Consider the following 13,057-nt stretch of genomic DNA (forward strand, 5'->3'; position numbering starts at 1 on the left):
TCCAGAGGGGACCTGTCAGGCCCCCTCTGGCCCGGAATTCCACCGCGCGCTCGGCCGGACCTGCTCCCGGCCGGGAGCACGACGATGCGGGACTGCTTCTGGCCCGGCGCGGTGCCGGTGTTCCGGCCCGGTCCGGACCAGACCGGAGCACCGTCGGTCAGCGCCGGACGCGCACCACCCCGTCCTGCACGACGGCCGCGAGCCCGGCCGACGGATTCGCCAGCACGTCGAGGTCCTCCAACGGGTTCGCCCGCGCGAGCAGGACGTCACCCCTGGCGCCGGGCGCGAGCGTGCCGACCGTGCCGACCTGGCGCAGCAGTTCGGCCGCGACCGTGGTGGCCGAGCGCAGCACCGCGGCCGGCTTCTGCACCTTGGCGCGCAACGAGAACTCCTCCGACTGCCGTGCCTGCATCGCGCCCAGCAGGTCGCTGCCGTAGGCGATGCGGACACCGGCGGAGTCGGCGAGCTGCAACGCCTGGTAGCCGTTTTCCGTCACCCGCACGACCTTTTCGTACTGCTCCGCCGTGAAACCGAGCTCCCGGCTCTGTTCCAGCAAGGCCTGGTAGGTGATCAGCGTGGGCACGTAGAACGCGTCGTGCGCAAGGAACAGGTCGATCGACGTCGCGTCGAGGAGGTTCCCGTGTTCGATCGTGCGGACGCCGAGGCGCAGCCCGCGGTTCACGGCGTCGGCAGTGTAGGCGTGGCCCGCCGTGTAGAGGTTCGCCGCGGCCGCCTCCTCGACGATCGCGGTCACCTCCTCGTCGGAGAACTGCAGGGAGTCCACGCGGTCGGTCGGGCTCGCGCAGCCGCCGGACAGCATGATTTTCAGGTGGTACGCGCCGCGGCGGATCTCGTCGCGCGCGGCGCGGCGCACCTCGTCGACGCCGTCGCACACCCGGCCGAGCACCGGGATCGCGTAGTGCTGGTCGTGCACGTCGCGCCCGGCCGGGCGCAGGTCGCCGTGCCCGCCGGTCTGGGAAAGGGCCTTGCCGCCGAAGAAGATCCGCGGACCGGTGAACAGGCCTTCGGCCACGGCGGCGGCGATCCCGAAGTCCGCGCCCCCGACGTCGCGGACGCTCGTGAAGCCGCGCGCCAGCATGTCCTTCAGCAGGTGCGATGCCTGCGCGGCCACGTACGCGGGCGACTCGTCGGCCACCGTGCCGAGCGCCGCGCTCACGGCGTTGACGTGCACGTGGCAGTCGATGAGCCCCGGCACGGCGAACAGCCCCGTGCCGTCCAGCTCGCCGGCCCCGACCGGACTGCCGGGATCGGCTTCGACGGCCGTGATCCGGCCGCCGGTGATCCGGACGACCTGCTCGCCGGTCACCTGCTCGGACTCGGGATCGACGACACTGACATGCCGGACGCTGAGGTCGGCGGACATGCGGGCACCTCCAGAGGTTTCGCGGGGTTCAGCCACGTCCGATCGTCTCCTGCCCGATCGTTTCGAGCGAGCGGCCGGTGGTGCGCTGGCCGAACACGGCCACCACCCCCGCGCCGATCACGAGCAGGATCAGCAGCATGGTGAACACGCCGCCGAACCCGACGTTGCTGTAGGAGAAGCCGATCACGATCGGCGCGATGATGCCGCCGATCCGCCCGACCGCCGACGCGACGCCGAGGCCGGTGGTGCGGATCATCGTCGGGTAGATCTCGGACGTGTAGGAGTACTCGAGCGCCGCGTTGCCGTTCATGAAGAACGACAGCACGATGCCCCAGATCAGGATCTGGGTGCTGTTGCCCGCGAAGGCCAGCCCCAGTGCGCCGAGCGCACCGCCCGCCAGGTAGATCACGATCGTCCACTTGCGCTCGATGCGCTCGCTCACGAACGCGGCCGAGTAGTAGCCGGGGATCTGCGCGAGGTAGATGACGATGGAGAACAGGAAGCTCTTCGAGATGTCGAAGCCCTGCTTCACCAGCAGCGACGGGATCCAGGTGAAGAAGCCGTAGTAGGTGAAGATGGCGACGAACCAGTAGACCCACGACGTGATCGTGGTCTTGCGCAGCCCGGTCGAGACCAGCGCGCGCAGGTTCGACAGGATCGTGCCCGAGGACACCTGCACTTCTTCGTCCTGTGTGGATGGTTGCGGCGCCGGCAGCGGGCCGACGCGGGCGCTCACCTGTCGCTCGATGTCGGCGACCACGAGCTCGGCCTCGGCGACGCGGCCGTGGACGTGCAGGAACCGTGGTGACTCCGGCAGCGAGCGGCGCCACCACAGCAGCATCACGATCGGCACCGCCGTGAGCACCTGGACCCAGCGCCAGCCGTGGGGTACGTCGCTGACCACGAAGTAGCCGAGCAGGCTCGCGAACACATAGCCGAACGCGAAGAACCCGGCCAGGGAACCGATGTAGCGCCCGCGCACGCGCGAGGGCACGAACTCCGAGAGGTAGGGCGCGATGATCGCGCTCTCCGCGCCGGTGCCCATGCCCGCCACGACGCGCGCGACGAACAGCACCGCGAAGTTCGGCGCGACGGCCGCGACGAGGCTCGCGGCCGCGTAGAGGATGAGCGCGCTGACCATGACCGCGCGCCGGCCGATCTTGTCGCCGAGCACCCCGGCGCCGAACGCGCCGAAGAGGAACCCGATCAACAGGCTGCTGCCCAGGATGCCGGTGGCTCCGCTGGACAGGCCCCATTCGGCGGTGACGGAGGGGAGGATGAAGGCGACGATCGCGCCGTCCATCGCGTCGAAGGTGTAGCCGAGGCCGCCCGCGAAGAGCAGCTTGTAGTGGAACCGGGAGATCGGCAGGCGTTCGAGCCGGGCCGCCAGCACGTGCGACGTGAGCTTCGGGGGCGCGCCGGTCGTCTCTGACATGGATCCTCCCACGATGGGGGACGAGGTCAGGACACTGTACAATGTCACATGACACATGGCACGATGAATTTCCGACCGGTTTTCGGGCTCAGCTCCGGCTCACGGCGCTGAGTAACATCGACTTCGTGGAGGGCTTGATGACGGGGCGCGAAAAGCCGTGGCACGGCGTGCTGGTGGCGGCGGCACTCCCCTTGCGGGAGACCGAACCGGGTGCGCTGACGGTCGATTTCGACGCGTACGCCGAGCACGTCGCGTGGCTGGCCGAGAGCGGTTGTGACGGGGTCACGCCCAACGGTTCGCTGGGGGAGTACCAGACGCTGAGCGTCGAAGAGCGCACGCGCGTGGTCCACACGGCGGTCGAAGCGGCGCCCGAGGGTTTCACGGTGATGCCGGGTGTCGCGGCGTACGGCGCGACGGAAGCGCGGCGCTGGGCCGAGAGCGCGGCGGAGGCGGGCTGCCCCGCGGTGATGCTGCTGCCGCCCAACTCCTACCGGGCCGACGAGCGCGCGGTGGTCGAGCACTACCGCGAGGTCGCGAAGGCGGGCGTGCCGATCGTCGCGTACAACAACCCCTTCGACACCAAGGTCGACCTCGTGCCGGAGCTGCTGGCCGAGCTGCACGCCGAGGGCCTGATCGTGGGCGTGAAGGAGTTCTCGGGCGACGTGCGGCGGCCGTACCGGATCGCCGAGCTGGCACCGGAGCTCGACGTGCTGTGCGGCGCCGACGACGTGCTGCTGGAGCTGGCGATCGCCGGTGCGCCCGGGTGGGTCGCGGGTTACCCCAACGCGTTCCCGAAGGCCACCAGCGAGCTGTGGGCCGCGGCGTCGGCCGGCGACCTGGAGAAGGCCGTGCCGCTCTACCGGCTGCTGCACCCGTTGCTGCGCTGGGATTCGCTCACGGAGTTCGTGCAGGCGATCAAGCTGAGCATGGACATCGCGGGCCGCTACGGCGGGCCGTGCCGCCCGCCGCGGGTGCCGCTCACGCCCGAGCAGGAGAAGGCCGTCCGCCAGGCCACCGAACGAGCGCTCGAGGAAGGGCTTTCCTAGACCATGCGCGCCAAGCGGCTGTTCCACGCGGTCGACTCCCACACCGAGGGGATGCCGACCCGCGTGATCACGGGTGGAGTCGGCGTCGTGCCGGGTGCCACGATGTTCGAGCGACGGCAGTACTTCGTCGAGCACCTCGACCACATCCGGCAGCTGCTGATGAACGAGCCGCGCGGGCATTCGGCGATGAGCGGCGCGATCCTGCAGCCGCCGACGCGTCCGGACGCCGATTGGGGCGTGCTGTTCATCGAGGTGTCGGGCTGCCTGCCGATGTGCGGGCACGGCACCATCGGCGTCGCGACGGTGCTGGTCGAGACGGGCATGGTCGAGGTCGTCGAGCCGGTCACCACGATCCGGCTCGACACCCCGGCCGGGCTCGTCATCGCCGAGGTGGCGGTGCGCGACGGCGCGGCGCGGTCGGTGACGATCCGCAACGTGCCGTCGTTCTCGGTGGGTCTCGACCGCAAGGTGGCCGTGCCGGGGCTCGGTCAGGTGCGCTACGACCTGGCCTTCGGCGGCAACTTCTACGCGATCGTCGAGCTCGAGGAGCTCGGGCTTCCCTTCGATCGCGCGGAAAAGCAGAAGCTGCTCGACGCGGGACTGTCCATCATGGACGCGATCAACTCCCAGGATCTGCCCGTGCACCCGGAGAACCCCGAGATTTCCGGGTGCCACCACGTGTACCTGGCCGCGCCGGGTTCCGACGCGCGGGTTTCGCGCCACGCCATGGCCATCCACCCGGGCTGGTTCGACCGGTCACCGTGCGGCACCGGCACGAGCGCGCGGATGGCGCAGCTGCACGCGCGCGGCGAGCTGGCGCTGCACACCGACTTCCGCAACGAGTCGTTCATCGGCACGCACTTCATCGGCCGGCTGGTGGAGGAGAAGATGGTGGGCACGGTGGGCGCCGTCGTCCCGACCATCACCGGTCGCGCGTGGCTGACCGGCACGGCGCAGTATTTCCTCGACCCCGACGACCCGTTCCCGGCAGGGTTCGAACTGTGATCGAGGTGCTGGCCGCGCGGCCGTCGATGTCCGCGGCGATCGCGGCGTTGCGTGCCGCGTTGGCCGACGGTCTCGACCCTTCGGCGGACCCGGCGCGGGCCGTCGTTCCGGTGCCGAGCGGGCAGTTCCTGCTGATGCCGGCGTTCTGGGGTGCGTTCGCCGGGGTGAAGGTGGCGACGGTCGCGCCCGGAAATCCCGCCCGTGACCTGCCGCGGATCCAGGGCGAGTACCTGCTGCTGGACGGGGCGACGTTGACCCCGCTGGCCTTGCTCGACGGGGTCGCGGTGACGTCGGTGCGGACGGCGGCGGTGTCGGCGCTGGCCGTGGACTGCCTGGCGGCGCCGGACGCGTCGCGGCTGGTGGTGTTCGGGACCGGACCGCAGGCGGCGAGCCACCTCGAGGCGCTGCGGGAGGTCCGGCCGGTGCGCGACGTCGTGGTGGTGGGTCGTTCCGCTTCGCGGACCGAGGCTTTCGCGTCGGCCTGGGGCGCCCGGGTCGGCACCGCGGCGGACGTGGCTTCGGCGGACCTGGTGGCGTGCTGCACCACTTCGCCGACGCCGTTGTTCGACGGCGCCCTGGTTCGAGACGGGGCGACGGTGGTGGCGGTCGGTTCGCACGAACCGCACGTGCGTGAGGTCGACTCCTCGTTGGTGGGCCGCGCCACGGTGGTCGTCGAAGCGGTGGACACCGCCCTGCGCGAGGCCGGCGACGTCGTCCTGGCGGTGCAGGAGGGCGCATTGGCGCCGGACGCGCTGGTGCCGCTGTCCGATGTGGTCCGCGGGGCGGCGCTGCCCTGGTCGGGGCCCCGGCTGTTCAAGAGCGTGGGAATGGCGTGGGAGGATCTGGTGGTCGCCGCCACCACCTACGAGGCCGCCCGGGGAGAGTCACGTTGACCAGCCAGGAGCACCTCACGCTGACGCTGCCCACCTTCGGCGTCCAGCGGAACCTGCGCGACCAGATCACGCAGACCCTTCGCGCCGCCGTCATCTCCGGCGAGCTGCGCCCCGGCGTGGTGTACTCGGCGCCCAGCCTCGCCACGCAGTTCGGCGTCTCCGCGACGCCCGTGCGCGAGGCGATGCTCGACCTCGTCAAAGAGGGCTTGATCGACACGGTGCGCAACAAGGGTTTCCGCGTCACCGAACCGTCCGAAAAGGACCTCGACGACCTCAGCGAGCTGCGTGCCCTCATCGAGGTGCCCACCGTCCGCCGCCTCGCCGAGACCGGCGTCGATCCCGCCGTGATCGCCGAGCTGCGCCCGCTGGCCACCGGCATCGAACACGCGGCCGCCGCGCACGACCTCATCGCCCACGTCGCCACGGACATGCAGTTCCACCTGCGCCTGCTCGAACAGGCGGGTAACCCGCACCTCGTCGAGACCGTCCGCTCCCTGCGCTCCCGCTCCCGAATCTACGGCCTTCGCGGCCTCGCCGACCGCGACGAGCTCGTCCCCTCCTCCCACGAACACGCGGAACTCCTGGACCTCATCGAAGCCCGCGACGCGGACGGCGCGGAAGCCTTGATGCGAAGCCACATCCGTCATGTGCGGGGGATCTGGGCCGAGTAGCGCCGGGCTCAGTACCGCCAGGTGATGGCGGCGCCGCAGTTCGGGTAGCCGTGTGGCTCACGGGTTTCGCGCCCGTCGACCGCGAAAACCGGGCCCGGGTCGCCGGGCTCGAGGTGACCGGTACCCACCTGGACACGTTCGACCCCGGCAAGCCTGTTCACCGCACGGAAACCCTGATCACTCTCCGGAAAACCGCTGCTCCAGCTCGTTCACCTCAGGCAGCCCGATCAGCGTCGTGAACTCGTCGAACGTCGGCACGCCCGGCAAGGCGGCCGTGGGGGTGCCGTCGCGGCGGATGACGTCGAGCAGGGAGCGGATGCCGGCCGTCGCGGCGAGCAAAGTGCCGATCGGGTACAGCACCAGGGAAAAGCCGAGGTCCGCGATGCGCGACAGCGGCAGCGGCGGCGTCCGGCCGCCTTCGGCCCAGTTGAACACCAGGGGTGCGACGCCGCGCAGCTCCGTGGCCACGCGCTCGATGCTCTCCTCGCTGGTCGGCGCCTCCACGAACAGCACGTCGGCGCCCGCGTCGGCGTAGGCCTTGGCGCGGCCGACGGCGTCGTCGAGACCGTGGACGGCGGCGGCGTCCGTGCGGGCGATGAGGACGAAGTCCGGGTCGCGCCGGGCGGCGGCGGCCGCGGCGATCTTGCCGACCATCTCCTCGCGCGAGATCACGGCCTTGCCCGACATGTGGCCGCACTTCTTCGGCATCACCTGGTCTTCGAGGTGGATCGCCGCGACGCCGGCCTGTTCGTACGCCCGGACGGTGCGCACCACGTTGATCGCGTTGCCGTAGCCGGTGTCGGCGTCCGCGATCACGGGCACGTCGACCGCCGAGACGATGCGCGTCGCGTTGTCGATCATCTCCGCGGCGGAGAGCAGGCCCACGTCCGGGCGCCCGATGAGCGACGCGGTGGTGCCGAAGCCCGTCATGTACACGACGTCGAACCCGGCCTGCTCCACCAGCCGGGCCGAAAGCGCGTCGTACGCCCCGGGCGCGACCAGCGGCGGGCCCGCGGTCAGCAGCTCGCGCAGGCGCTTGCGCGGGGTTCCGGCGGTACCGAGCAGATTTCCCACGGAATTCCTCCTTGTATACATCCACTGCGAAAATACTCCCCATGCCTTGCGGACGACAAGGCGTCGGCCTAGATTGCACACAATCTGAGAGACGGGGTGACGGGTGACACAGGCGGCGACTTCATCGGGACGCGCGGTAGACGCATTGCGCGAGCTGATCCTGAAGGGCGAGTTCCCGGCGGGCGCCCGGCTCGGCGAGGTCGAGCTGGCCGTCCGGCTCGGCGTGAGCCGGACCCCGGTCCGCGAGGCGCTGACCCGCCTCGCGGCCGAAGGACTCGTGGAGCTGGTTCCCAACCGGGGGGCCCGCGTGAGTCAGTGGAGCGTCGAAGAGCTGGAAGGGATCTTCGACCTGCGCACGCAGCTGGAACCCCAGCTCACCGCACTCGCCGCCCCGAACGCGAGCGACGCGGACCTCACGGCGCTCGACGAGCTCGCCGCGCACATGGTCGAGGTCGGTCACCCTGGACCCGGGCAGGACCTCGACGCGCTGGTGCCCCTCAACCGCGAGTTCCACGCCCGGCTCGTGGAGCTCGCCGGGCACCCGGCGCTCGCGGGAGCGCTCGCGACCGCCGTTCACGCGCCGGTCGTGCTGCGCAACTTCCACACCTACGACGAACAGTCCCTGCGGCGCAGCCTCGCGCACCACGTCGAGATCGTCGCCGCCCTGCGCGCCGGCGACCCCGAGTGGGCGCGGGCCGTGATGACCGCCCACATCCGCAACGCGCGCGCGGTCATGATCCGCGCAGCTGAAGATCAGGAGAACCCGTGACTCATCTCCTCAGCCACACCATCACGGCCGGCTCGTCCCGCCAACAGCAACCACAGCGCGAGATCGCGCCGGCGTCTCGATCAGGCGGTGCGATCGGCCCCCGGCCGATCCGACCGCGTGATCGAGACTCCGGCTCAAAAGCGATCTCGCACGCCCCGGCGGAGCCGAGGCCAACAGCACAGACTTACCGGCTGGGTGTCGATGTCGGTGGCACGTTCACCGACGTGCTGCTGGTCGAGGAGACGACCGGCGGCACCTGGCGGGCGAAGACCCCGTCCACCCCCGCCGACCAGTCGGTCGGCGTCCGCAACGGCATCGCGAAGGTGTGCGCCGACGCCGGCATCGCGCTGAGCGAAGTCGCGCAGGTGCTGCACGGCACGACCGTGGCCACCAACGCCATCCTCGAAGGCAAGGGTGCCCGCGTGGGGCTCGTGACCACGCGCGGGTTCCGCCAGGTGCTGCAGATCGCGCGCTCCTACGTCCCGGGCGGGCTCGCCGGCTGGATCATCTGGCCGAAGCCGGAACCGTTGGCGGCGCTGGAGAACACCGTCGAGGTCGACGAGCGCATCGCCAGCGACGGCGCGGTGATCCGCGAGCTCGACGATGCCGACGTCCGGGCCCAGCTGGAGAAGCTGCGCGGCCGCGGCATCCAGGCGCTCGCCGTGTCGCTGATCAACTCCTTCGCTGACTCCGCGCACGAGCGCCGGCCCGGATCGCCGCAGACGTGCTGCCCGGCGTGCCGGTGTCGCTGTCGTCGGACGTGCTGCCCGAGCTGCGCGAGTACGAGCGCACGGTCACCACCGTCGCCAACGGCTACGTACAGCCGCAGGTCAAGAAGTACGTGGAGACGCTCGCGAGTGAGCTCGCCGGCAGCGGCGTGGCCGGTGAGCTGGCCATCCTGCGCAGCGACGGTGGCCTCTCGGGGGCCGATGCCGCAGTCGCCGCCCCGGTGACGATGCTGCTGTCCGGCCCCGCCGGCGGCGTGACGGGCGCGGTGTGGGTGGCCGAGCAGTGCGGCCACCGCGACCTCATCACGTTCGACATGGGCGGCACGTCCACCGACGTCGCGCTCGTGCAGGACCTCAACCCGCGCATCGGCCGCGAGACGCAGGTCGGTGACCTCACCGTACGGGCGTCCAGTGTGGACGTTCGCACGGTCGGCGCCGGCGGCGGTTCCATCGCCCACGTACCGGAACTGACGAGGGCGCTGCGCGTCGGCCCGCAGTCCGCGGGTGCCGACCCCGGCCCCGCCGCGTACGGCAAGGGCGGCACGGAGCCGACGGTGACCGACGCCAACGTCGTCCTCGGTTACCTGCCCGCACAGCTGGCCGGCGGCGAGATCACGCTCGACGTCGAAGCCGCCCGCACCGCCGTCGCGAAGGTGGCCGACGCGATGGGCCTGCCGAGCGTCGAGGCCGCGGCGGCCGGGATCATCGACATCGTCAACGAGAACATGCTCGGTGGCCTGCGGCTCGTCTCGGTGCAGCAGGGCTTCGACCCGCGCGACTTCGCGCTCGTCGCGTTCGGCGGCGCGGGTCCCTTGCACGCCAACGCCCTCGGCAAGCTGACCGGCGCGTGGCCTGTGATCGTGCCGCCGTCCCCCGGCGTGCTGTGCGCGCTGGGCGACGCGACCACGAGCCTGCGGGATGTGTCGGCCCGCACCGTGCTGCGCCGCTTCGCCGACCTCACCGGCGCCGAGCTCGTGCAGATCCTGCGCGAACTGGGTGACGAGGCCGGTGGCCGGCTCGTGGAGCAGGGGCTCGACCGCGCCGATCAGACGCTCGGTTTCCAGGTCGACGTGCGCTACCACGGCCAGGGCTTCGAGATCCCGGTCGAGGTCGACCCGGCGTCGCTGGACACCCCCGACACCGCGCTCGAACTGCTGGCCAAGCACTTCGACGCCGAGCACGACCGGTTGTTCTCCTTCCTGCTCAACGTGGACCACGAGCTGGTCAACGCCCGCGCCACCGTCACCGGCCCGCGCCCGTCGGTGGCGGCCGTGACGCTGGCCGAGGGCACCGGCGACCCGGCCGCCGCGCTGGTGGACACGCACCCGATCCACGTGTCGGGCAAACAGCTCGACGCGAAGGTCTATGACCGCGCGAAGCTCCTGGCCGGTGACGTCGTCGCCGGGCCCGCGATCGTGACCGAAATGGACTCCACGACCCTCGTGCTGCCCGAGCACGCCGCCACCGTGCACGCGTCGGGCAGCCTGCTGATCACCCCGCTGGAGGGCTGAACCTTGGCTGAGATCATCGAGACCGCCACCGGCGCGATCACCAGGTCCGAAGTGGACCCGGTCACCCTCGACCTCATCGAGAACGGACTGCGCAACGCCCGGTACGAGATGGACGAGGTGCTCTTCCGCACCGCGCTGTCACCCGGCATCCGCGAGCAGCACGACGAGTTCCCGCTCATCGGCGACCCGAGCGGCAAGATGGTGGTCGGCCAGTTCGGACTGTCCATCCCGGACTTCCTCGCCTTCTTCGACGACACCATCGAAGAAGGCGACGTGCTCATGACGTCGGACCCGTACGCGTGCGGCGCGGCGATCAGCCACGCCAACGACTGGCTGATCGTGATGCCGATCTACCACGAGGGCCGGCTCGTCGGCTGGGCGTCAATGTTCGGGCACATGTCCGACGTCGGCGGCAAGACGCCGTCCTCGATGCCCACCGACGCGCGCACGATCTACGAAGAGGGCGTGGTCGTCCCGCCGTTCAAGCTCTACAGCAAGGGAAAGCTGAACGAGGACGCCCTGCGCATCATCCTCAACCAGGTCCGCATGCCGGACTGGAACCGCGCCGACCTCAACGGGCTCGTCGCCGCCTGCCGCACGGCTTCGCGCCGCGTGGTGGAGATGTGCGACCGGTTCGGCACGGCGACCTACCTGTCCGCTTTGGACGCTCTGCTGCAGCGCAACTACGACGCGATGAAGATCCTGCTGCAGACGGTGTTCGAAGACGGCAAGACGATCAGCTTCACCGACTACATCTGCGACGACGGCGTGGGTTTCGGCCCCTACGAACTGAAACTTTCGCTCACCCGCACCGGCGAGAAGGTGCACCTGGACTTCACGGGCAGCTCGCCGCAGGCCGCGGGGCCGATCAACTACTACATCAACGAGAACCTCACCCGGATGTTCTTCGGGATCTACATGATCACCGTGGCCGACCCGCAGATCCTGTGGAACGACGGGTTCTACCCGCTGGTCGACGTGACCATTCCGGACGGATCCTACTGGAAGCCGAAGCACCCGGCTTCGCTCAACGGCCGCAACCACGGCATCGGCCGCGTGTTCGACCTCTTCGGCGGCCTGCTCGGCCAGACGAACCCGGCCCTGCTCAACGCGGCCGGCTTCTCGTCCAGCCCGCACTTCATGTACTCCGGTAACTACTCGAGCGGCGAGCGCAAGGGCGAGTGGTTCCAACTGTACTCGATCGGTTTCGGCGGCATCCCCGGCCGGCCGCTGGGCGACGGGCCCGACGGGCACTCGCTGTGGCCGAGCTTCGTCAACATCCCGTGTGAGTACCTGGAGTCCTACTACCCGCTGCGCATCGAACGCTGGGAGACCGTCGCCGACACCGGTGGCGCGGGCCTGCACCGCGGCGGCAACGGCGTGGACGTGACCTACGTCTTCGAAGAGCCGGGCACGATCGCGATCCACGACGACCGCTGGCTCACCTACCCGTGGGGCGTCAACGGCGGCGCGCCCGGCGCCCGCGGGACCAAGTGGATCGACCGCGCGGATGGCACCAGGGAAGTGCTGCCCAGCAAGTGCCACGACGTCCCGGTGCACACCGGCGACGTGCTTCACTTCGTCACGTGGGGTGGCGGCGGCTGGGGCGACCCGCTGGAGCGCGACCCCGCGCTGGTGGGCCTGGAGGTCGAACGCGGTCTCGTGACGCCGGACGGCGCCCGCGGCTACGGCGTGGTCGTGGCGGCGGACGGCACTGTCGACACCGACGCGACGAACACGTTGCGCGATCAGCTGCGCGCGTCGCGGCCGGCGGAGCTGCCCGTGTTCGACATGGGTCCGCCGATCGAGGAGCTGCTGGCCAACTGCGAGGCGGAGACCGGCCTGCCGGCGCCGCAGCGTCCGGTCTGGTCGGCGTCGTGAGCGGGCCGCACGGGTCCGCGTTCTCCGGCCGGCTCGGCTGGGGAGCGCGGCCCGCGCTGCTCGTGATCGACCTCGTGCGCGCGTACACCGAGGCCGGCGGGCCGTTCGAGCTGCCCAGCCCGGGGCCCGCGATCGAGGCGACCCGCGCGTTGCTCGAAGCCGCGCGCACGGCCGGACACCCGGTCGTGTGGACGTCGGTGGTCTACACGCGCGGCCTCGCCGACGGCGGGTTGTTCGTGCAGAAAGTCCCGGCGCTCAAAGCGTTCGAGGAAGGCGCCGAAGGTGGCTGGGGTGAGATCGGCCCGCTGAAGCCCGAGCCGGGGGAAGTCGTGGTGACCAAGCAGTACGCGTCGGCGTTCTTCGGCACTTCGCTGGCGTCCACTTTGCACGCGTCCGGTGTGGACACTCTGGTCGTCACCGGGGTCTCGACGTCCGGGTGCGTGCGAGCGTCCGCAATGGACGCGCTGAACCACGGGTTCCGGCCCCAAATCGTGCGGCAGGCCTGCGCGGACCGCACGGAAGCCGTGCACGGCAACAACCTGGTGGACCTCGACGCGAAGTACGCCGACGTCGTGGACCTCGACGAAGCGTTGGAAAACCTCAGGAACTAACCACGAGGGGCCTCCCCGGCCGGCTCGGGATACCGGCGGGGAGACCCCT

The 13,057-nt window shown here is 70.6% G+C and carries 12 protein-coding genes; 9 read left to right on the forward strand and 3 right to left on the reverse strand.

Annotated elements, in window-relative coordinates:
- Positions 1-157 precede the first annotated feature (157 nt).
- Complete coding sequence (locus tag AB0M56_RS14060; RefSeq protein WP_364175038.1) at positions 158-1,384, reverse strand: amidohydrolase family protein; 1,227 nt, start codon at positions 1,382-1,384, stop codon at positions 158-160.
- Between the two features lie 28 nt (positions 1,385-1,412).
- Positions 1,413-2,819 (reverse strand): MFS transporter, encoded by a 1,407-nt coding sequence (locus AB0M56_RS14065; RefSeq protein WP_364175040.1) that lies wholly within the window; start codon positions 2,817-2,819, stop codon positions 1,413-1,415.
- A 137-nt stretch (positions 2,820-2,956) separates the two neighbouring features.
- On the opposite strand from AB0M56_RS14065, the gene AB0M56_RS14070 reads away from it, so the two are divergent.
- Genes AB0M56_RS14070 through AB0M56_RS14085 form a run of 4 tightly spaced genes read left to right on the forward strand, consistent with a single transcriptional unit; the run spans position 2,957 to position 6,434 of the window.
- A complete protein-coding gene (locus AB0M56_RS14070) occupies positions 2,957-3,865 on the forward strand; it encodes a dihydrodipicolinate synthase family protein (RefSeq protein WP_364175042.1) in 909 nt (302 codons plus the stop codon).
- A gap of 3 nt (positions 3,866-3,868) precedes the next feature.
- Entirely contained in the window at positions 3,869-4,870 is a 1,002-nt protein-coding gene (locus tag AB0M56_RS14075; RefSeq protein ID WP_364175045.1) for a proline racemase family protein, read from the forward strand.
- Entirely contained in the window at positions 4,867-5,763 is an 897-nt protein-coding gene (locus tag AB0M56_RS14080; protein WP_364175048.1) for an ornithine cyclodeaminase family protein, read from the forward strand. The genes AB0M56_RS14075 and AB0M56_RS14080 overlap by 4 nt, the downstream gene beginning before the upstream one ends.
- Positions 5,760-6,434, forward strand: coding sequence for a GntR family transcriptional regulator (locus tag AB0M56_RS14085; RefSeq protein WP_360592895.1), 675 nt, complete (start codon positions 5,760-5,762; stop codon positions 6,432-6,434). Before AB0M56_RS14080 ends, AB0M56_RS14085 begins: the two co-directional genes overlap by 4 nt.
- A 177-nt stretch (positions 6,435-6,611) precedes the next feature.
- Here the strand turns inward: AB0M56_RS14085 and AB0M56_RS14090 are convergent, their stop codons facing one another.
- Entirely contained in the window at positions 6,612-7,508 is an 897-nt protein-coding gene (locus tag AB0M56_RS14090) for an oxaloacetate decarboxylase (RefSeq protein WP_364175051.1), read from the reverse strand.
- Positions 7,509-7,611: 103 nt separating this feature from the next.
- Between AB0M56_RS14090 and AB0M56_RS14095 the strand changes: the two genes are divergently transcribed.
- From AB0M56_RS14095 to AB0M56_RS14115, 5 genes are all read left to right on the forward strand, one after another.
- Positions 7,612-8,277, forward strand: coding sequence for a GntR family transcriptional regulator (locus AB0M56_RS14095; RefSeq protein ID WP_364175053.1), 666 nt, complete (start codon positions 7,612-7,614; stop codon positions 8,275-8,277).
- 224 nt (positions 8,278-8,501) lie between these two features.
- Complete coding sequence (locus AB0M56_RS14100) at positions 8,502-9,230, forward strand: hydantoinase/oxoprolinase N-terminal domain-containing protein (protein WP_364175056.1); 729 nt, start codon at positions 8,502-8,504, stop codon at positions 9,228-9,230.
- The gene (locus tag AB0M56_RS14105) at positions 9,119-10,516 is read left to right on the forward strand and encodes a hydantoinase/oxoprolinase family protein (protein ID WP_364175711.1); all 1,398 of its coding nucleotides are present in this window, start codon (positions 9,119-9,121) and stop codon (positions 10,514-10,516) included. The genes AB0M56_RS14100 and AB0M56_RS14105 overlap by 112 nt, the downstream gene beginning before the upstream one ends.
- 3 nt (positions 10,517-10,519) lie before the next feature.
- Positions 10,520-12,397: a hydantoinase B/oxoprolinase family protein gene (locus AB0M56_RS14110; RefSeq protein WP_364175059.1), complete on the forward strand. Its 1,878-nt coding sequence runs from the start codon at positions 10,520-10,522 to the stop codon at positions 12,395-12,397.
- Complete coding sequence (locus AB0M56_RS14115; protein WP_364175062.1) at positions 12,394-13,008, forward strand: isochorismatase family protein; 615 nt, start codon at positions 12,394-12,396, stop codon at positions 13,006-13,008. The genes AB0M56_RS14110 and AB0M56_RS14115 overlap by 4 nt, the downstream gene beginning before the upstream one ends.
- The last annotated feature ends 49 nt before the right edge of the window (positions 13,009-13,057 follow it).

The organism is Amycolatopsis sp. NPDC051372 (genome assembly GCF_040682095.1).
GTDB lineage: Bacteria > Actinomycetota > Actinomycetes > Mycobacteriales > Pseudonocardiaceae > Amycolatopsis.